We start from the raw sequence: 22,933 nt of genomic DNA, 5'->3' as shown, positions 1-22,933 counted from the left end.
TATGTGTGGGATAGTCGGTGCAGTTGCAGAACGCAACGTAGTTGAGATTTTGCTTGAAGGCCTAAAGCGACTGGAATATCGCGGCTACGATTCAGCAGGTGTTGCATTGTTATCAGATTCTGGCGAGCTTCGTCGCTTACGCCGCGTTGGTAAGGTACAGGAACTGGCGGATGCCGTTACGCCTGACAATAGCATAGGCTCAACCGGTATCGCTCACACGCGCTGGGCTACTCACGGCGGTGTTACCGAAGATAATGCCCACCCGCATACCTCTACAGAGCGGATTGCCGTTGTTCACAATGGTATCATCGAAAACTATTTAGACTTACGTCAACAGCTAACTAACAAAGGTTATACCTTTAGCAGTGATACCGACACAGAAACAATCGCGCACACAGTAAATGAAGTATTGAAGTCTTCATCGAGCTTGCTTGAAGCGGTACAAAAATCGGTTAAACAATTCCACGGCGCGTACGGCACAGTGATCATGGATACTCAAGATCCTAGCCGCGTGGTTGTTGCTCGCTCTGGCAGCCCGCTAGTGATTGGATTGGGATTAGGTGAAAACTTTATCGCCTCAGATCAGCTTGCACTACTTCCTGTTACGCGTCGTTTTATCTTCTTAGAAGAGGGCGATGTAGCCGAAGTTACACGTCGCGAAGTGAATATTTTTGACGTTGACGGCAATCCAGTTGAGCGCGAAATTATCGAGTCCAATGTCGAGCACGATGCTGGTGATAAAGGTGGCTATCGCCACTACATGCTCAAAGAAATTCACGAGCAACCAACCGTTGTGCGCAACGCCCTGCAAGGCCGTTTAACCGAAACCGGTATAGCGCCCAACTTGTTCGGTGACAACGCCGATGACATTCTCAAAGACGTGCGCCATGTGCAAATTATTGCCTGTGGTACCAGTTATCATGCCGGTATGACTGCGCGCTACTGGTTAGAGCAGTATGCAAACGTATCTTGTAACGTCGAAATCGCGTCAGAATTCCGCTACCGCAAATCAGTCGTTCATCCAAATAGCCTCTTGGTGACCATTTCCCAATCGGGTGAAACGGCCGATACACTTGCCGCATTACGCCTTGCTAAAGAGCTAGGTTATATGTCGACGCTGACGATCTGTAACGTACCAGGCTCGTCACTTGTGCGCGAATCAGATCTTGCGTATATGACCAAAGCTGGGGCAGAAATTGGCGTTGCTTCAACCAAAGCATTTACCACTCAGTTAACCGCATTTTTGTTATTAACCCTAGCATTGGGTGAGCACAATGGTTTAGATGCCAGCGCTAAAGCAGCCATCATTCAAGGTTTAAATAGCTTGCCAAGCAAATTAGAAGAAACGCTGAGTCTGACCGCAGGCATTGAGGGTTTGGCCGTCGAATTTGCTGACAAGCATCACAGCTTGTTCTTGGGTCGCGGCGATCAATACCCAATCGCGATGGAAGGTGCCCTTAAGCTTAAAGAAATCTCTTACATTCACGCTGAAGCTTACGCTTCAGGTGAGTTAAAACACGGTCCATTAGCCTTGATTGACGATGAAATGCCAGTCATCGTAGTAGCACCTAACAACGAGCTACTGGAAAAACTTAAGTCGAATGTAGAAGAAGTGCGTGCACGCGGCGGTATTATGTATGTATTTGCCGATAAAGATGCTCACTTCAAAGGCGATGACACGATGCGAGTGATCAATGTACCGCACTGTGAAGAAGCGATTGCACCGATTATCTACACTATCCCGTTACAATTATTGTCGTACTACGTGGCTCTTATTAAGGGCACTGACGTAGACCAACCACGTAACCTGGCAAAATCTGTTACCGTAGAATAATTGAAAAGGGGCGTAAGCCCCTTTTGTTCGATGGAATTAATGTTTGAAACTTGGAATTAAAGTTTGGAACTATGAATTAATGTTTGAAACAAAGAGCTCGCATATCGGAGCTCTTTGTTTAAATTAAATCAATTGAGTTATACGACTACACCAGATCACAACAGACTTCTTTGCTAAATCATGATTTTGAAAAATTGTGATTATTCTCTAATAACTAACAACTCAATAAGTAAGCTTCAAATTCTCATCAATTCATATAAAAATACCTTTTCCCCAACGGTATAGAGGTACTTTTTTTAAAATTCTTATATCTACAGTTGAAAACGCGGATCTCGAACAAATATGTTAATTAAAGTAGAGAGGTGCATATGCACGATTACGCTGTTTTTGGTCACAATAGAGCTACCATAGGGCGCTGGCTGGGTGTTGCATCTATTGTTGTAACAGGGGCCGTATCTGGCCTCATATCTTGGGTAAACGAACTCACTGGCTTCCAGGCTGTAACAGGAGTAGCGATCACAACAGGCGTTGTATATTTCGGTCTTCATTGGTTATTTAATAAGTTTGCTTGGAAAATACCCTTGTTCAAAATTCCAGATCTCAGCGGTGTATGGAAAGTTACAGGCACAACACTTACAGAAGGAGGGGAAGTCAGATTTAGTTGGGACGCTGAAATTGATATAGAGCAAACTTGGGAAAGGATTGTCATATGTTTGAAAACAAAAGATAGCGCCAGTGAGAGCTATACGGCAACTCTCTCCAAAGCGAGTGGAAGCCAAGCTGGTTGGCGCTTGAGTTACAGCTACAGCAACCATCCGAACATAGAGCAAACACACGAACTCAGTTATCACAAAGGCTACTGTGAATTGTATATTGATAAAGATTTAACATCGGGCACAGGAGCCTACTTTAATAGCAACGGTAGAAGAACATTCGGTAAAATGGGTCTTGCGAGGAATGCGCAATGATTAGTTTCGAAAATAGACTCAAAAGCCTGAAGGACAGGCGTCAAGGAACAAGAGAAAGAGCACTTCTTGACAATAATCTTTCAATTTATAGTCAGAGCGATGTGCGTTCTAGAGAGCACTACGAAGAATTATCGGAAAGCGCTCCAATAAAATATGCAATTGGTGCAATGGCCGCTGTCGACAGCCGGTCAACGCAAATCTCAATCGAGGAAGGTGAACGAGTGGCAGATACGCTTATAAGTATGCTTGCTACCGTTGGAATAAATGCAGAAAAAGAAATTCAAGGCTCAGTTGCTTTAGATGTTCACATCGAGGGCCATTCTGACGTTGATATGTTAATTCTAAAGTCTGATATAGTTCTTGTCCAAACTCCCAAAATTGATGGCTCAGCTTGCGTAGCCAGCGACGCACGGCCTATGAAGGACATTATTAGAGAGCTGCGCCAACAGTCTGAGACTAAATTAACGTCGAGATATCATCAAGCCGAAGTGAATTGCAGGGGAAACAAATCAATAGCTCTGAGTGGTGGTAGCCTAAAACGAAAAGTGGATATCGTACCTGCGTGCTGGTATCACACTCATGAATATCAAAAGACCTTCGCAAAACATCACAAAGGAGTTGAAATCTACCATAAGGGTGATCATAAATTGATTGGCAATCAGCCCTTTTTGCACATGAAGCGAATTAATGACAAAGATGCTATGTACTCAGGCAACCTTAAGAGGGTAGTTCGCTTGATGAAGAACTTGATTGCTGACATGCCAGACTATAAGAAACGCATAGCGAAAAATTTATCCAGTTATGACATTGCTGCAATCGGGTTCGATATGAATGATCAACTTGCTTGTCCGACATACCTAACCCTAGCTCTTGTTGAAAAGTTACGTGCTCACCTCTCAATACTTGTTGAGTTTCCAGTTCTTCGAGACGGTATTAGAGTTCCTGACGGGAGTCGAAAAGTTTTTGATAACGAAAACAAGATCGAAGGTCTAACCATTTTACATAGTGAAGTTTCCGACCTTGCAAAATCAATATATAGAAGCCTAAACCCATATGGCCTAGATGTGTATAACTCACAACAATTGCTTCAAAAACAAATTTTTTTGTAAGGTATTAAGTACTACTCGTTTAGCATCAGCTCTACAGCCTGCAAATGTTAGATATGCACTCTTTGGTTGGGATAAATTTGTATAGCTTCCAAATCAGTTCAAACGCTTTACGAAAAGTACGTTTTAGCAACTAGTTCCAAAAAACTATCAGTTCAAGAATGTTTCTGTTTTTTTAATTTTGACTCCCCCATGCAATCCTCACATTCCTTTAAAAATAATTTCTCTGAAATAAACAAAATTTTTTTGTTAGACGCAATAAATCACATTTTTGACCGTAACACTCGTCTAACCTTTTGATTGAATGCAAGATCTAGGTCTCTTACCTTTTTTAACTACTTAAACATAAAGATTGACAAAGTCTTTTTGTCAATCTTTTTTGTTACATATCAATAACTTAATTATTTTTCGCTTGTTGAAAAGCTGAATTTTTAAGCTAGTATTGGCGACATGTTAGGTAAGAGAGATTCGAATCATGGGACGATACGAACAAAATGCTAAACGCTATGAAAAATGGCGAAAGGAGGGCAGAGGCAGTGGAACTGGTGCTGCCTATCTGCCATGGCTGAATGTTTATGATGTGCCATCGCAAGGGCGCTCGCATCGAGTATTCTCTAAAAAGTGCGGTCGAGTATTGCACTGCATGTCTGACCTAGAGTTTTCGGCATATCTTTTACTAGAGTGGTCTGAGCATGTGACAGACATTCGTGAACAGTATCCTCTCGCTATGCCGCAGACTCAGTTCATTGCCAACTCATTAGGTTTTCGCCACCCCCAAGTACGTGGTGAACAAATGGTGATGACAACAGACTTCCTTGTGAATACAAACAACCCCAACGCTCCTCTACTAGCACTTCAGGTAAAGCCTTCATCCGAATTATTGAAAGCTAGGGTTTGCCAGAAGCTGCTTATCGAAAAATCATTCTGGGAAGACAACAACGTTCCTTTTGAAGTACTAACAGAGCTAGAGTTAAACACAGTTAAAACTGAAAACTTGCGATGGTTAAGCCCTTTTTTCAACGAAGTAGTAATGATTGAGCACATGCCCGAAACGCTAAGTTTTTGGGAGGATATTTTCAGCCAAAATCCAAATTCAAAAATGGTGACTTTAGCTTCTGAAATAGATCGCCAACAGAACAATGAATCTGGGCGGTCTCTATATACTTTGCGAGTTCTCCTAGCCCATAAATATCTCACGTTTGATTTTGATATTCCGTTTTTTGAGGTACTTGCCAGTGAAGTATCGGTTTTACCATGTGGACATTTCTTATGCGCATAGGAGCAGAATCAGCACTTGGTGAATCATTGCCAGTATTTATCAGAAATGAGGTGCTTAGATGGCAGGAGAAAAACTATCGAGTCATCGAAACAAACAACTTAACTACTTTTTTGTATGAGCTGGACATCGATAGAGGATATCCAAAGACATTCGAAACTGAGGAAATACTTGAACTCTACTTCGAAGACGAGATTGAAATCCTGGAGAACCATGATTATGACCCACCAGCTATTCCTCTGGATAAATGGAAAAGATATCAAACCAAAGCAGATGAAGACTTCAATCTGATAAAGCCAATTATTGAAAACAGTAATTATCTATATTCAACCGAACGTGGCCAGATTATTAGCGAGCAAATAGAGAAAACTGGTGTTAATAAAAGCAAGCTTTACCGTTTGCTGAGGCGCTATTGGGCGAGAGGTCAATGCAAAGAAGCAATGATCCCCGATTACGCGTTTTGTGGCGCTCCTGGAAAACAACGCTCATTTACCGATAAAAAGCCCGGCCGCAAAAGCAATACTGGAAAGAAATTAAACGCTATAAGAACGGACTTTCATATACAGCTCATGCATAGGGTAGTAACCGTTTTCTATCTGGGAAAAGACAAAGATTTAAAATTCACCTATCGTCGGTTTAAATCATTATGTCGAGAACATGAAAGTTATACGTCAGATGACCTAATTCCTTCGATGGCAAGCCTTCGTCATTTTGTAGATAAGTATTATTCCTTAGATTTCATAGCCCGAAAACGCGAAGGTGAGCGTGTATATCTAAAAGACAGGAGGGCATTAGTTGGCACCGCTACAGCATCAGCGTATGGGCCAGGAGCTCGCTATGAAATTGACGCAACAGTCATAGACGTTTACGTAGTTTGTTCTAAAGATTCCAGTCGAGTTTTAGGTCGGCCTATTCTGTACTTAGTCATTGATGTGTTTTCTCGGTATATAGTTGGGTTTTACATTGGATTTCACTCACCGAGTTACCGCACTGCCACCATTGCACTGTTATCAGCAATTCAAGACAAAACCTACCTTCTAAAGAAGCACAAAATCTCCAAAAAAGTTTGCGAGTCATGGCCAGGTGTAGGTTTACCTGATGCATTGTTGTCTGACAAAGCTGAACTTTTTGGACTGTCAGGAACTCGCCTAGTTTCGATGACGGGCATGCGAATCGAAAACACAGCGAGTGGAAGAAGTGACATGAAAGGGATCGTAGAACAATGTATTAGTGTTGTTCAAAAACCATTCTCAGGGAAATTTGATGGTAAGTCTTCTCAAGCAACTACAAAAAAATCCGGAGCTATAGATGGTCGTTTGACGGCGTCGTTTACCTTCGACAAAATTGAAGAAATCCTGATTTCAATAATTTTGGTAAGAAATTTCTCCCATCCTATGCTCGGATACGATGGGGAAGCTGATATGCCAGACGATATGGCTAAAACGCCAGCAAATATCTGGAATTGGGGTTTAGAAAATCGTTCTGGAAGTATGCGACGAATTGATGAAAAAAGGCTAAGACTTGCTGTTCTGCCACACGCATCAGCAACAACAAGTAATTATGGGGTCTGTTACGAGGGCTTACACTACAATTCCGACAGTCTAATACAGAAAGGCTGGTTTGCTCGACTTAAAGGCAGTTCAGGCCGTCCTAAGAACGTTGAAATACTTTTTGACCCAATGTGCGTGAATACTATTTGGGTATTTATTCCAAATTCTAATGAGTTACCTGTTGAATGTGCGCTTCATGTTAGGTCTCGCGAACATTTGGATAGATCATTCTTACAAGTTAAAAAGATAAAGGAAGTCCAAAACACTGTCCGAAACAATCAGCTTGAAGTAGAAGAAGATGAGCTTATTAAACTTGAAGAACGAATCGAGCAGATGGTGAACGCGGCTAAAAAAGACAAAAGAAGTGCTAACAAAAAATCTAAAGCTCAAACTATTAGGGAAATCCCAGGAAATAAAGAACAAGCGAAAGACGCTGAACGAGAAGTGCTTATTGACCAGTATGCACCAGAAAAATCTGCAGAAAGCAGACTAGAAGACCCAATTTTGGAAAGTGCTCAGGAAGAGTCGAAAGATCCAATATTGGACGGAATTTTTGGATTAAACAAGGAAGTGAATTATGAAACAAATGGAATTGATGATGAATACTGATATCAAAGGCAGTGTCAAAGCGATATACAAAAAGACAAATATCGCGATATACGATGGGAACCCTTTAATTGAATGTTTACCTTCTCTTGGAAGCCCTCAAGAAGTAATTGACCGATTTGATAGATTCCCTTCGGATATTGATCGTGCGGCCGCTCCAGGGCAAAGGTCATCCGCGTTAGTCGCGGAATTGAACAACATATTTGTAGGGCTTCCACAGCACTATGAACTTGCACTTTGGATTGATCAAAAAATCAAATCAGGATACGTGGCTCGCAATCCTGCACATACGCACAGCGCATCTCTACTGCAAGAAAACTATAGTCGCCAAATGCGTGGGGAGCCTGTCATGAAAGATTCTCTAGCCAGTTTTGAACATGCCACTCCCTCTGGGATTATATATGGTGTGCCTGGTACGGGCAAAACAACTTCTCTGAAGCGAGCACTGTCACATTACAATCAGGTGATACAACATGAATCCTTGGGCATTACCCAATTAAGCTATTTGTTCTTGGATTTTCCGCATGACGGTAGCCTTAAAATACTGTGTAAAAACTTCTTTGATGCGATCAATCGAGCCACTGGAAAGCCAAACACCGTGTGGGAAGAACGGCGAGAGTCTATAGATAGTTTATTACGTAAGATGCAAGCTGCGGTGGTTCGCTTTCACATTGGGATACTAGTGATAGATGAATTTCAGTTTTGGCGAAGCAAAACCAGAAATTCAGATGAAGTTATCGCTTTCTTAGTTTCATTAATTAATACGATTAAGATTCCGGTAGTCTTTTCTGGTACTCCGGCCGCCTATGGACGACTGGAATCCCATGCAGCATTGGCGCGAAGAGTTACCGGTTTTAATACGTGGGATCCCTTGCAATCTCACTACTCTTCAACGAATGATACGAATAAGCTATGGCATTACTTCGTTCGAAAAGTGTGGAATATTCATTTTTTGAGTAAGCCTAGAGCAAAGCTAACGAATGAAATCGTTAGCACTTGGTATGATTGCACTCAAGGAATTTTGGACTTAGCTGTAAAACTATTTATACAAACACAACTTCATGCAATACGCAGCCAAAAGGAAGTTATTACTGCTGAGTTAATCAGGCGCACTTATCAAGACGATTTTAAATCTGTCCATTCAGTTATTAGGGCCTTGCGTTCCAAGAATCCAGATCTGATTTCTGAATTCCCAGACTTACCCATTTCTCCTGTTACGGCCAACATAGCAAAACTGCACTCGTCTATTGAGGCTGTTGCAATTAAAAGTACTCCGACGTCTGTCGAACCAATTCTGGAAGATCTCGTGGACTGCCTAGTTTGCTGCGGTTTCAGTGAAGCTGAGGCTAAGCCTGCTGTAGAAAGAGCCTTATCGGAAAACAAGGGGCTTGAGAAACGAGCTATTTTGCCAATCGTGACTGACTTATTAAAACAGCAAAAGCCGAAAGCGGCAAAAAAAGTCGGTCAATCGCCGGTCAAAAAATCTATGCAATCTATGCCTGAGGAGGACATAAATGCACAGCATAGTTTATTCGATAAGCTGATAAATTAATGAGGTTCATCAATGGATTCTCCCCGCTATGCCCCTTTCCCAGACGAGCTTCTTTATAGTCTGCTGGCAAGAATCCAAGTGCACTATTGTCGCGTCAGTCCAAAGTCTTTCAATGAAGTAATGTTTGGTGAACGGTCAGTCTCTGCGCCGATAGCTATGCCAACTAATCTCAAAGCGCTATCTGAAAACCTTACTGGTTTACCGGAAAATCCTATCCAACATTTAATTTCGCATCATTCTCTTTTCCCTTTGTACGCGCCATTCTTGCCGGCTCAAAGACGCCAGAATCTCATTCAATCTATGACTTCAGGGGATTGTGCTGGCATTCACGTAAGGAGTGGCTTAGTAGCTAGCAGACTTTCAAAAATACAAACACTCCGCTTTTGCCCCACATGTTCGAGAGAGCAGCAACAAACATATGGTGAGCCCTATTGGGCTAGGCTTGCCCAAATTCCAGCCATATCGCATTGCCCTGTTCATAATGTAAAATATAAGAGTGCGCAGAATACGCTATTTGGTCTGCATCGTAATACATTGTTCTCAGCTCCTGTATCCGGTACACAAAAACAACGGGAAGACTTGAGCCATCATTTTTCTAATACAATTGCTAAGCAGTGTTCTGCATTGTTGAGATACTCAAATATTAAGTCTCCTTCATATGCACAGTGGACAAATTATTATCGACTGATAGCTTTGCAGGCTGGTTTTCGCAAAGGCGCATACATTGATTTCGTTGGGATAGAAGAATCAGTTTCAAGTACATGGTCATTAGGTTTCTTGCAGAAAAACAACCTGAACAACACCTCTGCAGAATCAAGTTGGCTTCATAGTATCTTTCGTAAACACAGAAAGTCGTTCAGTTTTTTAGAGCATATTGTTACTTTGTACTCATTGCTCGGTGACAAGTTTGATATTGTCGCATCAATCGAAGAAGCATCTTCTCAGTCGAAACAACTTAGAGAAACCGATTCGGTCAGGAAAGAGGATCCTTCTGAGTCGAGTAATTTACTGACTTTTGACCAACAAAATTGGGTAAACCTGCTAAATAGTCATCATCCAAAAAAAGCACGTTCATGTCACCCTGCATTGTATGCGCGATTGTTTCGCTCTCATCATGACTGGTTGATTGGTATCAATAAGAAGCATCTTATGGTTAGAGAGCCGGCCAAAGACAGGGTTAATTGGCGCGCTCGAGATAAGATGTTGGCGAAGAAGCTGCTCCGCTGTTTATCAGCATCATGTGCAGATTTATCACTCCCCCGGCAAACTCGTCGACAGCTGATGTTTGTTTTACCACTCACTTCGATTATCGAGAAGTATTCTCAAAAACTACCAATAACTAATGCATTACTGCACAAGTACAGCGAATCTGTTTTCGAATATCAAATTAGACGGATAACAAGGACATTGCTTTTCAGCGAGCATCCGTATCGCTTCAAACGTTGGTTTCTTCTAAGAAATAGCGGTTTAAGTGATGAGCGTCTTACTCCTCTTGCTCGATTGTTCATTGATACTGTAATTCCCGAAATGATCCCACCATTCAGCTTTGAGGTAATTTAGAAATGAAATCAGAATTTGCATTGCTCACAAACAAGCAACTAGAAAGCTGGATTGCATCAAGAAATCTATTTTTCTCGTCCAAAAATCAGTCCTTTTATTACGGAGGCCATACAGGTCAAGGCACTTTCGACCTTCGCCAATTACCTGCCTCAATATCAACAAGCATTGAAATTATCGAGCTTGAAAATACAAGCTGTTCAGCCGCCGTAGTCGATCTCCTGTATGCTGAAAGTGAGGATGGGTCAGAAAAATTTGCTAGTCACTTTGTGACATGCCAAGGAGTTCTGAGAGCAAGGCTACGCAATACGCAACAAACCATTGTCGGAGATTGAAATGGACGTATTTGCTTTCAGAGTGTTTGATATGCGTGACAGATTTCCTGCGCCGTTTCCGACTGCCTTGAGTGCTCTAGAGGCACTCTACAGTGACAAAGCGAGCATGTCTGAACTCACTGGTGAAATTCTCGCATATGATTTGGAGTGTCGAGAATTCAAAATCCCCGAGCAATTTTTTATTCAAAAAGTTCCAAGGTTTAAAAATCAAGAGGAAGCCAGGGAATGGCTCAAAGAACGCGACAGTATGTCTGAAGATCCAAATGTCAGAAGGCTTTGCGGTATTATTGTTGCAAATCCAAACGATTCTTTTGAAAAACAATTGCAAGATGCGATGGCTTTCCAAGATGCAATTTTGATTCGAGACAAGCCGCTCAGTTTAATTGCTGGAGAGATTGAAAATTGGTTGGCTAATCAATCACCAAGTGCATTCTCGGCTAACACATTGCGCAAAGACTACGTATCCGCTGCATACCAAGAAATTTGGCAAGTACTACTAAAGTGCGATCAATCAGCACTAGAGAAAGTAGTCGAGTTTCGTGAACACGCTCAGGTATCGGATAGCCTCCCTGAACCCATCTCTATCAATGACTTCGTGATTCGTATCCTTATCGATCCGAAGTACCGTCCAGAACCGCTAAAAATCGCGTTTATATGTGATGAGAAAGCCAGCGGCGAATTACTGAAAATTGTTTGCAACACAATGTCCAAAGTTCTTCTTGTAACCCTATTTTCTACTTCTAAAGAGGGATTAGAACTCTTCAACAAACAACAAAAATTGAGCGTTGATCAGACGGAATCGATTGTTGGATTATGTTTGATATGGTCTCAAATGATGGATTTTTATGGAAATAAGTCAGAGTACACAACACAATGGTTAACTCGGGTTAAGACGCCACTTGGTGGCCATATCCCGATAGTGTTGATGAGGAGTGCCTTTGGGAGAGACGCTGTTCAAGCATTATTAGACAGGCTCGCTCATGGTGACTTATCTTAAAATATTAGTCCACCGGTACTCTATTGGAATCTCAAGTAGAGTTGGTTATACCCAGATTGGTCGCTGTTTCGGGCGCATTGTGACCTTAAAGAAAAATTCCAGTGAATCAGACACCAAGTATGGCAATAAATTACGCATTAATAAAGCATAGCCAAAACGTTTTTGAGCTCCCAAATTAGGAACTAATTATGCTTCATCGAACAATGACAAGGGCAGAGTTCAGCAATAATTTAGATAACCCAGCAGCTTTTCGGGGTGGTGTGATAGTTACTACAGAACAAAAATCAGGGTTCTTTGTTTGCACCGCTGAAGAGAAATTCCTGGAGCTCTATGAAACAGAGCGGCTTCAAACTTCTCTTGCTTTGGCCAGGCTAGTTTTCGCTGCAAGAGAAGATGTCAGGCAGGGCAAGATTGCAGAAGCCAAAGACGTCCTCCCCCGAGCAAAAAAATAAACGTATCTAAGATATACATCAACCGCCAATAAACAAGTGTTTTAGCGCCCCTATCATCGAAATCACTCCACCGTTGGGCAATTAATAACCCAGTTAAGAATATCCATGGCCGTAACCACACCAATCAGCACTGATTCCCGTGTAACAAAAAGCCGGTGGATATCATGCGACTCGATGATGTTATACGCCTCTGAAATAGGGCTTGTTTCATCAATGGAAAACACTTCGGGTGTCATTATTGAGTTAACCGTGCAGTAATCAGAAGCGCGTGATTTTATCCGATCGATTTCTGATTGCAGCACGGTTCCCTGTGGCCCAATGTAGTGTTGAATAATTTTCTCAATCTCTTTTTCGTCAGGGCTACTGCCTTCAAATTTCACAACATCAGTTTGTGTCACAACACCAACAAGGGTTTCATCGGATGCGATAACAGGAGCTCCGGTTATTCTATGTTTCGCAAAAAATTCCGAGAGCTTTTTGATAGACCAGCCTTCATACGCGGTCAATAAATCTGTACTGGCAATTGCTGCTACGGGGTATTTTTCTAGCAAATCCAGCACTGTTGCACTATCACTTACCATGTTTCAATTCCTTCTTAGTTAAAGGCAGCCACCACAACTACCGCATCGCCAGTCATTTTGATTGACCGCCTGATAAAACCACTCAACATGCTGTTCATCGAATGGAATGTCGTGACGCTCAAACAGCGGTACAAGCCAGTCCGCTTGCTCCTCAATCCATTCGTGAATCTCTAATCCCTCTGTATATTCTTCATCGTCCGGGAATAGCCAACTGAAAATACCGCGAGTGCCCATATGGTTCTCGGCTTTTGCCGACGGCAATTCCAAACGTTGTTGGTTAAAGCTGATTTCCCAATGGCCCAAACAGAGCGTGTGTCCTTGCGCCGTCCAGCGCGCCGTGAAGGGATTCGTCATCTTTTACCCCACCACTTTATCGAATTTAAACAACACTACTGCATTAACATAGAATCATCGAATTCAAACTTGAAACCTTGTATATCTGCTTCGCTAACGAGTCGATGCAAATACTGCGACAGTGCTTTACGGTGAACCTTATCATTAAGATATTGTTTTATCTTCTCTCTCACCATATCGAAGGAAAGCGGTTTGCCGTCTACTTTTCTGGCAACAAGAACTACATGGTAACCATAGCGAGTCTCTACCGGCTGAGGCATAAGCCCCTCACTAGCGGCAAATACCTGGCGTTCAAACTCCCTTACTGTCTGGCCATGTGAAAGCTGACCTAAGCTTCCGTCAACATCTTTGGAAGGGCATGAAGAAAACTGTTTTGCTAACTCGCCAAAAGTCGATTCCCCACCTTGCAACTTATGAATAAGGTTAACCGCCAAAGCATGGGATTCAGCCCTGTGTTCAAGATTTTTTGGGTCTGATGCAATCAATATATGGCTTGCTTCAATTAGCGGAGCTGTTTTAAACGTACCTTTGTTTGCGTTGTAATAGCGCTCGCATTCCTCGGTTGTAGCTTCCGGTACGCTGACTTCAGATGCTAATAAGCTATCAATCAATTGACTGTTTTGTTCATATGCATCTGATTCAGGGTTAAGAGGGATCCCTTTCTCCATCGCTTTTTGCGTAACCAGCTCACCAATTATCAGTGTTTCTGCCGCTTTTACCATCGCTTGTCGGCGTGATTCTGCGGGATGATACTGAACCTCAGCGTCGATCATAGCCGCGCTAATAGTTTTTCCGTTTACTGTAATATCTGGTGTATTTGTAAGTGACATTGTCAATCCTACTTAAAAAAGGAGGCTTCCCTGCCCCAATGAGTGGTTGTGGAAATTATGCTCTTGAACGAACAACCTGATAGCTTCTGCGCACGTACTGCACAGGAACGCTCCAGATATGAACCAACCGGCTAAATGGGAATAGTACGAACAGAGTAATACCCAATGTAACGTGGAACTTGTAAACCGGATGAACTGTTGAAATAAACTCGACTGCTTCGACAGGTCTGAATGTCAGTAAGTAACGAGACCAGCTCATCAGGTTATACATCACAGCACCATCCATATGACCTGATGAGATCACAATGGTAAACATACCCACGATTAACTGCAGATAAATAAGTAACAGGATGCCAGTGTCCATCATACTACTGTTAGCACGGATCCTGGGGTCAAACAAACGGCGTATCACCAACATAGTCAAACCAATGAAACATAAGACACCAAAGAAGCCACCGACACCCATAGCGATAACTTGCTTGGTTGCGAGTGAAATACCCAGTGCGTGCCAAATCTCCCAAGGCAAAACAAGGCCGGCAAAATGCCCTAGTAGGATCGCAATGATACCGACATGGAATAAAATGTTGGCTATCCGGAAGTTTTTGCTGCTTAGCATCTGGCTTGAACCCGTTTTCCAACTGTATTGCTCTCGGTCATAGCGCAAAAGACTGCCGAGAAAGAAAATCCCAGTTGCGATATAAGGATAGATGCCAAAAAAGAACATATCTAAAAAAGCCATAACTAGCTCCTTATTGCTTGCTCAGCCGCTTGGGCTGACGAATTATCTATAAAACTGATGGGAACATCCTGGTCGCGACGTTGCGTCTCAGAAGGTCGATTAACCTGAGACGGGCAACCGCCGTTTACGGCGTCGCCACCAAATGTGACAGCTTCTTCTTCCCAGACTTTGTCCAACGCCTTTTTGGTATCATCGCGCTTCTCATCTTTCACTTGCTCACGCAATGCCTGTACATCAATAGCCGCCTCTGAGAGGGCGACGAGTGCAGCAAAGGCCGCACTGTAGTTACTGCCTCTTTTTTCAAGACGCACTTGAAGTAGCGCAAGGATTGGCGCGATATCTTCCAGCCAGCCTTTTCCATTCTCGCTGCCTTGTGTGCTGACGAACTCAAGAAACAAAGGGATGTAATCAGGCAACTCTCTAACACCAATATCTAGGCCTGCTGCTCGATACTGTTCAAGCAAGTTAACCATTGCCTGGCCCCTGTCGCGCGATTCACCATGAATGTGCTCATAAATAAGTAGAGATAGTGAGCGACCTCGTTCAAACAGCCCATCATAGTCAGCCTGCCAATCTAGTAGGCTGTCTGAGAAGCGCTGATCGACAAATGCAAGCAGACTCGCTTTGTTGCTTTCACTCAGGTCGGCATCGTTTGCAATGATTTCCGCAATATCGATACCGTGCTCATAAAGCGCCTCAGTCGGGTAATCAAGAAGTCTTGAAAGGACTTTTAATATTTCCATCAGTCTTGTACCTCCACAGGGATGACTTGACGCACAGTTTGTTTTTTACCGCCAAATAGGTCTATGCTGCTGTCACCGCCACTACAGCCGTTACCGAAGCTGAAACCACAACCCGATTTCATGTCATAAGCATCAGCTGCATACGCTTTGTGGCTGGTCGGAATGACAAATCGGTCTTCGTAATTGGCAAGCGCCATATAACGATACATTTCTTCAACTTGCGCAACACTGAGACCAGCTTGCTCTAGCGCTTCCAGATTTTCTTCACCGTCAACCTGTTGTGAACGCTTAAACTTACGCATCGCCATCATGCGTTTTAAGGCATGTTCAACTGGGGCTTCGTCACCGGCGGTTAACATATTGGCCAAGTACTTCATTGGAATACGTAGTGCTTTTAAGTCTGGGAAGACACCATCCATGGGTACACTACCAGCCTCAACAGCGCTTTGAATTGGGCTCAAAGGCGGTACGTACCACACCATTGGCAGTGTGCGGTATTCAGGATGAAGCGGCAGTGCGACTTTCCAGTCCATTGCCATCTTGTAAACAGGAGACTCTTGCGCCGATTTTAACCATGCGTCGGGAATACCCTCTTTGCGTGCGGCTTCCTGTACCGCCTCATCGAATGGGTCGAGGAAGATATCGCACTGCGCCTGGTAAAGATCCTTATCATTGGCAACACTGGCGGCTTCTTCCACACGGTCAGCATCATAGAGCATAACGCCTAAGTAGCGAATGCGACCTACACAGGTCTCAGAACAGACTGTGGGTTGTCCAGCTTCAATACGTGGATAGCAGAAAATACATTTCTCAGATTTACCGGTTTTCCAGTTGTAATAAATCTTCTTGTACGGGCATCCGCTGACGCACATCCGCCAGCCGCGACACTTGTCCTGATCGATCAACACAATGCCGTCTTCTTCACGCTTGTAGATTGCCCCAGATGGGCAAGACGCTACACAAGCTGGGTTGATACAATGCTCGCACAGGCGAGGTAGATACATCATGAAAGTTTTTTCAAACTCACCGTACATATCAGCCTGGATCTGGTTGAAGTTACTGTCAGCACGACGCTTAGAAAACTCGGTACCGAGGATTTCTTCCCAGTTAGGGCCCCAGTCAATTTTTTCCATTCGCTGACCCGTAATTAATGAACGTGGACGTGCAACAGGCTGATGTTTACTTTCACCCGCTTTATGCAGATGCTGATAGTCGAAATCGAACGGCTCGTAGTAATCATCTATACCCGGTAGGTCAGGGTTGGCGAAGATGTTGGCCAGAATGCGCAGCTTGCCACCCTGTTTGGGTGTTAGTTTGCCATTGCTATGCCGAGTCCAGCCTCCGTTCCATTTTTCCTGATTTTCCCACTCTTTGGGATAGCCAATACCCGGCTTGGTTTCGACATTGTTAAACCATGCATACTCGACACCTTCACGTGATGTCCATACATTCTTACAAGTTACAGAGCAGGTGTGGCAACCGATACATTTGTCAAGGTTGAGCACCATGCCTATTTGAGCTCTAACTCTCATGATTAGCCCTCCGCTCCAAAGTTGTTAAATTCATCTTCACTCTGTTCGACGCTGTCATCGTCCAACCAGTCGACCTTCGCCATTTTTCTCACGATAACGAATTCGTCTCGGTTACACCCCACAGTGCCGTAGTAGTTAAATCCGTAGGCCTGTTGCGCGTAACCACCGATCATGTGCGTTGGTTTCATCACCGCTCGGGTAACAGAGTTGTGGATACCACCGCGTGTTTTGGTGACCTCTGAACCGGGCACGTTTACAATGCGTTCCTGAGCGTGATACATCATGCTCATGCCTTCCGGCACACGCTGCGAGACAACAGCCCTTGCTGCAATCGCACCGTTAACGTTGAAGACTTCGATCCAATCGTTATCGACAATTCCTGCGCGCTGCGCGTCAGGTTCGGAAATCCATACAATCGGGCCGCCGCGAGATAGCGTCAGCATCAACAAGTTGTCTGAATAGGTGCTGTGGATCCCCCACTTCTGGTGTGGGGTTATCCAGTTCAGCGCAATCTCTGTGTTGCCATTAGGTTGTTTGTTCATCATTGGCTTCACAGTTTTAAGATTGATTGGCGGCTTATACAGGCACATGGTTTCACCAAAATCGCGCATCCACTCATGATCCTGATAAAACTGTTGGCGACCTGTGACTGTGCGCCATGGAATGTACTCATGCACGTTGGTATAACCCGCGTTGTATGAGACGTGTTCGTCCTCTAAACCTGACCAAGTCGGCGAGCTGATAATTTTGCGGGGTTGAGCCTGCACATCTCTGAAGCGGATCTTTTCTTCTTCTTTGGGTTTCGCCAGATGAGTGTGATCCAGGCCGGTAAACTCGCTTAGGGCACTCCAGGCCTTCACTGCAACCTGGCCATTAGTTTCCGGCGCAAGGGAAAGTATCACTTCAGCCGCATCAATCGCTGTTTCAATTTTGGGTCGCCCTTTGTTAGCGCCTTCTTCAATGTGTCGACGATTTAACTGGCCAAGGAATTCGACTTCAGCGTCAGTGTTCCAGGTTATTCCCTTGCCACCATTGCCGAGTTTTTCAAGCAACGGCCCAACTGACGTAAACCGAGCATAGGTATTTGGATAGTCGCGCTCTACGACAATCATATTCGGAGCAGTTTTGCCTGGAATAAGATCACATTCGCCTTTCCACCAGTGCTTCACACCAAAGGGTTGAGCGATTTCTGCTGGCGTATCGTGCAGAATCGGCAACGTGACTAAGTCTTTCTCTACACCCAAGTGACCAACCGCCGTTTTTGAGAATTGCTTGGCGATGCCCTTGAAAATATCCCAGTCAGAACGCGACTCCCACACCGGGTCTACCGCCGCACTCAATGGGTGAATAAACGGGTGCATATCAGAGGTATTGAGATCGTCTTTCTCGTACCAGGTTGCTGTTGGTAACACAATATCTGAGTACAGACAGGTGGTTGACATACGGAAGTCGAGAGTCACCAACAAGTCAACTTTACCTTCTGCGGCTTTATCGACCCATTTGATGTCTTCAGGCTTTTTACCACCGTCTTCGCCAAGATCTTTGCCCATCAAACCATGCTTGGTGCCAAGCAAGTGACGTAGCATGTATTCGTGGCCTTTACCTGAAGAACCAAGCAAATTCGAACGCCAGATAAACAAGTTACGCGGATAGTTTTGCGGATTCTCAGGCTCCAAGCATGCAAAATTAAGTTCACCGCTCTTTAATTGTTCCACAGCATAGTCTTGAGGCGACTTACCAGCAGCTTCTGCATCTCTGCAAAGCTGTAGCGGATTCATCCCAAGCTGTGGAGCAGATGGTAACCAGCCCATGCGTTCGGCTCGGCTGTTGAAATCGATAATCGAACCAGACCACTTGTCTTTGTTTGCCATCGGAGAAATGACCTCGGTCATCTCCAATTTCTCATAGCGCCACTGGCTTGAATGATTGTAAAAGAAAGACGTTCCATTCATATGGCGCGGTGGACGTTGCCAGTCAAGACCAAACGCTAGCGGTTGCCAACCAGTTTGAGGACGCAGCTTCTCCTGACCCACATAGTGTGCCCAGCCGCCACCACTTTGACCAATGCAACCACACATCATCAACATATTGATGAGACCACGGTAGTTCATATCCATGTGATACCAGTGGTTCATACCCGCACCAACGATAACCATAGAGCGACCTTTGGTCTTATCTGCATTAGTGGCGAATTCCCGCGCAACTTTGATGACATCTGCGCGTGGCACACCGGTGATTTGCTCCTGCCAGGCCGGGGTGTATGGAATGTCTTGGTCGTAGCTGCTGGCTACATTCGGATCGTCATAACCATTGTCGACACCATAGTTGGCAAGAGTTAAGTCAAACACAGTGGCAACATAGGTTTCAGAACCATCGGCAAGTTTGACTTTCTTAGCTGGCACTTTGCGTAGCAACACGTCATCGTGCTCAGTATTCTGGAAGTAGCCAAATTCATGCTCAGCGCCACCAAAGTACGGGAATGCAACACTTACCAGCTCATCGTGGCTACCTTTCAGGCTTACCCGCAAATCGAGTTCATCACCTGATTTACCATCAGTTTGGGTGATATTCCACTTACCTTTTTCACCCCAGCGATAACCAACTGAGCCCGTGGGCGAGACCAGTTCGCCATCTTTATCGTTGATTGAGATAGTTTTCCATTCAGGATTGTTGTCTTGACCGAGTTGGCCATCTAGATCGGACGCTCTTAGGAAACGGCCCTGATGTAGACTGCCGTCTTCCGCTTTGTCCAGCATGACCAGAACCGGGAAGTCGGTGTAGCGCTTCACGTAGTCAGAGAAATAAGCTGATGGTTTCTCGACATGGAACTCTTTGAGAATAACGTGGCCGAACGCCATCGCTAGTGCCGCATCAGTTCCTTGTTTTGGTGCCAGCCATTGGTCAGTAAGTTTCGCCACTTCCGAATAATCAGGCGTTATGCCAATGACCTTGGTACCTTTGTATCGAACTTCTGTGAGGAAGTGCGCATCCGGCGTACGTGTTTGCGGAACGTTTGAGCCCCAGCAAATAATGTAGTTCGAGTTATACCAATCAGCCGACTCTGGCACATCGGTCTGCTCACCCCAAATCTGAGGAGATGCTGGCGGTAAATCGCAGTACCAGTCATAGAAGCTCAGACAGTTACCACCTATCAACGACAGATATCGTGCACCCGCGGCATAGGAAACCATCGACATGGCAGGGATTGGTGAAAAACCTGTAATACGGTCAGGGCCGTAGGTTTTTGCTGTATATACATTCGCAGCCGCGATGATCTCATTGGCTTCGTTCCAGTTAGCGCGAACAAATCCCCCCAGGCCTCGTTGTTGTTTGTATTCTTTGGCTTTGGCAGGATCTTCAACAATAGAGCGCCATGCCTCTACTGGATCCTGATGTTGAGCTTTAGCTGCACGCCACAGTTTTACTAAGCGTTTACGGATTTTAGGATGCTTGAGGCGATTCGCACTGTAGATGTACCAAGAGTAACTTGCGCCTCTCGGACAACCCCTGGGCTCATGATTGGGAAGATCCGGGCGTGTGCGTGGGTAATCAGTTTGCTGAGTCTCCCAAGTTACCAAACCATCTTTCACGTATATCTTCCAGGAACATGACCCGGTACAATTAACACCGTGGGTTGAACGCACAACTTTGTCATGCTGCCAGCGACGGCGATATCCGTCTTCCCACCCTCTACTTTCATTCGTAGTAACACCGTGACCGTTCGAAAACGGCTCTTCGTTACGTTTGAAGAACTGCAATCTGTCTAAAAAATGACTCACGCCAGACTCCTTTATCAATGGAATAGCAACGATAAGATGCGCTGCAAACTCAAGCTTTATATGGATTAAAGTGCATTGTTAATCGCACGGCAAGAGCCCGAAAACAGCGTTAAATAAGGGAGTTACCACCAAAGTGGTAGAGGCGTTTTTTTGCTTTTCCTTTGTATTAAAGGGGTCTAGACTGATGTCATCAAGAACTGATTACAATTTGAGCGTAAGTTAATCTTTGGAGGTATCACTTGTGAGTCGACTTCGTTTCTACATAACCCATGCAACCCATTAAAAGCTTCATACATTCGACTGTATTTAAAATCGCCGCACTAATGTTTTCGGTTAGCTTTTTGGCGATCGTCAGTATGTTTACAACCGTGTTTATGAGTGACGGTGCCCAGTTCGATGCTCAGGCGGTGAATGTGGCGGGTTCATTGAGAATGAAGACGTATCGAATTCATAGCTTCATGCTCGACAATCCAAATGATATTGAGACCATCAATCAATTAGTTGACGAATTTGACCTGACCCTGAATACCGGCGTGCTGGTTAATCAACAGGCACTTAGGGACAGTGGAGATATCGCAAAGCATCATGCGGCAGTGACAAAAAACTGGAGTGAAAGAGTTAAGCCGTTGATCGAAACCTATTTGACAGCTTCAGGTGATCCCAACACCTCCAGTCTGGATGGTTTTAACAAACTGGTAGAAGATATCGAGCTACTTGTTGGTGCTTATCAAAAACATGCTGAAACTAATATTGCTACGATTCGATTAGTCCAAAGTCTTGCGTTATTTAGTACCCTGATACTTATTGCCCTTGCCATGGTGATTGTGCACCGTCACATAGAGCAACCACTGTCGAAACTGACTTGGGTAGCCCATCAGATAGGAAAAGGAGATTTTACTGCCAAAGCAGAAGAGACTGGCAAAGGCGAGCTTGCAATACTGGCCAGAACAATAAATAAAATGAGCGGTAGCTTGTATCGTTCAAAGTCTCAACTTGAAGAACAAATTAAGCGTAAAACAAGAAAACTATCGCGCTCTAATCAATCCCTCGAATTGCTGTTTCAAGTATCTCGCAAACTTAACGAAGTGGAACCGGGCTCTGTTGATTTTCAGCCCTTACTCAACAAGCTGGCAGCCGTGACTGGTGTGAAAGACCTGGATCTGTGCATTATGACAGCGCAAGGCACGGGCCCTTATGAACATTTGATGAGTACAGAGAAGACGATTCCAGATAAGTGTCAGCAGCAACTCTGTCATGACTGTACTGAGCATGATTCTCTATTCCCGCCTGTTAATGGGCAAATGAAGTATCAGTTAAGTATTGGTGATCAACACTATGGTGTCTTGGTAGTGAGTTTGGATGAAGGGAGTATTCTGGAAGACTGGCAGCACCAGTTGTTTGAAGCCATTGCTGAACAGGTCGCCAATGGATTGAGCATGAAATATCAAAATGAGCAGCGCAGGCGCATCGCTTTGATGAATGAGCGCACGGTGATAGCCAGAGAACTGCATGATTCACTAGCGCAGGCATTATCCTATTTGAAAATTCAGGTGACACGATTACAACGACTGCAGCAGAAAGAGAGTGCTCAGGAGCAAATAGACCAAGTTATTGATGAGTTAAAGAACGGGCTCGGTGCGGCTTACAGTGAACTACGAGAATTGCTAACGACTTTCAGATTAAAGTTAGATGGACAGGGCATCAAAGCCGCATTAGAGCAAACGATTTCGCAATTGCAAAACCGCTCAGACGATTTCAGTTTTACGCTTAATTATCACGTCAGCAATATTCCATTCACGCCTCAAGAAGAAATACATCTATTGCAAATTGCCAGAGAAGCAACCCAAAACGCCTTCTATCATTCTCAAGGGTCTAATATTGAAATTGGCATCACCAGTAATTCTCTTTCCGAAGTGATATTGACGGTTAAAGATAACGGAATTGGCATCCCTGAAGACCCGAATAAACTTAATCATTATGGCCTAGCCATTATGAAGGAACGCAGCCGAAACCTGGACGGTGAACTAACAGTCAAACGTAATGATGAGCGTGGCACCACGGTCATGTTTAGTTTCATTCCAGAGTATGCACGGACGCTCGAGTTAAAGAGTAAAAGTGCTTAGTTTTCCGCGCCTTTAGCGA

Annotated in this window: 18 protein-coding genes; 11 read left to right on the top strand and 7 right to left on the bottom strand. The window is 44.2% G+C overall.

Annotated elements, in window-relative coordinates:
* Position 1: 1 nt before the first annotated feature.
* From glmS to QTP81_RS16255, 10 genes are all read left to right on the top strand, one after another.
* Positions 2–1,834, top strand: coding sequence for a glutamine--fructose-6-phosphate transaminase (isomerizing) (gene glmS / locus QTP81_RS16300; protein ID WP_289366949.1), 1,833 nt, complete (start codon positions 2–4; stop codon positions 1,832–1,834).
* A 368-nt stretch (positions 1,835–2,202) separates the two neighbouring features.
* The gene (locus tag QTP81_RS16295; RefSeq protein ID WP_289366948.1) at positions 2,203–2,802 is read left to right on the top strand and encodes a Cap15 family cyclic dinucleotide receptor domain-containing protein; all 600 of its coding nucleotides are present in this window, start codon (positions 2,203–2,205) and stop codon (positions 2,800–2,802) included.
* Entirely contained in the window at positions 2,799–3,911 is a 1,113-nt protein-coding gene (locus QTP81_RS16290; protein WP_289366947.1) for a nucleotidyltransferase family protein, read from the top strand. The genes QTP81_RS16295 and QTP81_RS16290 overlap by 4 nt, the downstream gene beginning before the upstream one ends.
* A gap of 472 nt (positions 3,912–4,383) precedes the next feature.
* Positions 4,384–5,187 carry a TnsA endonuclease N-terminal domain-containing protein gene (locus tag QTP81_RS16285; protein WP_289366946.1) on the top strand — a complete coding sequence of 268 codons (804 nt, stop codon included), beginning with the start codon at positions 4,384–4,386 and terminating at the stop codon, positions 5,185–5,187.
* Entirely contained in the window at positions 5,178–7,343 is a 2,166-nt protein-coding gene (locus QTP81_RS16280; protein ID WP_289366944.1) for a TnsB C-terminal domain-containing protein, read from the top strand. The genes QTP81_RS16285 and QTP81_RS16280 overlap by 10 nt, the downstream gene beginning before the upstream one ends.
* Positions 7,312–8,892 (top strand): ATP-binding protein, encoded by a 1,581-nt coding sequence (locus QTP81_RS16275; protein ID WP_289366943.1) that lies wholly within the window; start codon positions 7,312–7,314, stop codon positions 8,890–8,892. Before QTP81_RS16280 ends, QTP81_RS16275 begins: the two co-directional genes overlap by 32 nt.
* Positions 8,893–8,904: 12 nt before the next feature.
* The gene (locus QTP81_RS16270) at positions 8,905–10,452 is read left to right on the top strand and encodes a TnsD family Tn7-like transposition protein (RefSeq protein WP_289366942.1); all 1,548 of its coding nucleotides are present in this window, start codon (positions 8,905–8,907) and stop codon (positions 10,450–10,452) included.
* 2 nt (positions 10,453–10,454) lie between these two features.
* Positions 10,455–10,784, top strand: coding sequence for a hypothetical protein (locus QTP81_RS16265; protein WP_289366940.1), 330 nt, complete (start codon positions 10,455–10,457; stop codon positions 10,782–10,784).
* A gap of 1 nt (position 10,785) precedes the next feature.
* On the top strand, positions 10,786–11,781 hold the full coding sequence (locus tag QTP81_RS16260; RefSeq protein ID WP_289366938.1) for an MbcA/ParS/Xre antitoxin family protein: 996 nt from the start codon (positions 10,786–10,788) through the stop codon (positions 11,779–11,781).
* A gap of 188 nt (positions 11,782–11,969) precedes the next feature.
* Positions 11,970–12,233 (top strand): hypothetical protein, encoded by a 264-nt coding sequence (locus tag QTP81_RS16255; RefSeq protein WP_289366937.1) that lies wholly within the window; start codon positions 11,970–11,972, stop codon positions 12,231–12,233.
* Positions 12,234–12,295: 62 nt separating this feature from the next.
* Here the strand turns inward: QTP81_RS16255 and QTP81_RS16250 are convergent, their stop codons facing one another.
* From QTP81_RS16250 to QTP81_RS16220, 7 genes are read right to left on the bottom strand one after another with little or no spacing between them, the layout of a single operon-like run.
* Positions 12,296–12,814: a CBS domain-containing protein gene (locus tag QTP81_RS16250; protein ID WP_289366934.1), complete on the bottom strand. Its 519-nt coding sequence runs from the start codon at positions 12,812–12,814 to the stop codon at positions 12,296–12,298.
* Between the two features lie 18 nt (positions 12,815–12,832).
* Positions 12,833–13,168 carry a hypothetical protein gene (locus QTP81_RS16245; RefSeq protein ID WP_289366932.1) on the bottom strand — a complete coding sequence of 112 codons (336 nt, stop codon included), beginning with the start codon at positions 13,166–13,168 and terminating at the stop codon, positions 12,833–12,835.
* A gap of 35 nt (positions 13,169–13,203) precedes the next feature.
* Complete coding sequence (locus QTP81_RS16240; RefSeq protein ID WP_289366929.1) at positions 13,204–13,998, bottom strand: peptidylprolyl isomerase; 795 nt, start codon at positions 13,996–13,998, stop codon at positions 13,204–13,206.
* A 55-nt stretch (positions 13,999–14,053) separates the two neighbouring features.
* Positions 14,054–14,737 carry a respiratory nitrate reductase subunit gamma gene (narI, locus tag QTP81_RS16235; RefSeq protein ID WP_289366926.1) on the bottom strand — a complete coding sequence of 228 codons (684 nt, stop codon included), beginning with the start codon at positions 14,735–14,737 and terminating at the stop codon, positions 14,054–14,056.
* A gap of 2 nt (positions 14,738–14,739) precedes the next feature.
* Positions 14,740–15,480, bottom strand: coding sequence for a nitrate reductase molybdenum cofactor assembly chaperone (gene narJ / locus QTP81_RS16230; protein WP_289366924.1), 741 nt, complete (start codon positions 15,478–15,480; stop codon positions 14,740–14,742).
* Complete coding sequence (narH, locus tag QTP81_RS16225; protein WP_289366922.1) at positions 15,480–17,012, bottom strand: nitrate reductase subunit beta; 1,533 nt, start codon at positions 17,010–17,012, stop codon at positions 15,480–15,482. The genes narJ and narH overlap by 1 nt, the downstream gene beginning before the upstream one ends.
* Before the next feature lie 2 nt (positions 17,013–17,014).
* Positions 17,015–20,791: a nitrate reductase subunit alpha gene (locus tag QTP81_RS16220; protein WP_289366920.1), complete on the bottom strand. Its 3,777-nt coding sequence runs from the start codon at positions 20,789–20,791 to the stop codon at positions 17,015–17,017.
* Between the two features lie 341 nt (positions 20,792–21,132).
* Between QTP81_RS16220 and QTP81_RS16215 the strand changes: the two genes are divergently transcribed.
* Entirely contained in the window at positions 21,133–22,914 is a 1,782-nt protein-coding gene (locus tag QTP81_RS16215) for an ATP-binding protein (RefSeq protein ID WP_289366919.1), read from the top strand.
* Positions 22,915–22,933: the final 19 nt, after the last annotated feature.

Source organism: Neoalteromonas arenosi (assembly GCF_030362855.1).
GTDB classification, from domain to species: domain Bacteria; phylum Pseudomonadota; class Gammaproteobacteria; order Enterobacterales; family Alteromonadaceae; genus Alteromonas_E; species Alteromonas_E arenosi.
This window is presented reverse-complemented; position numbering and strand designations above follow the sequence as displayed.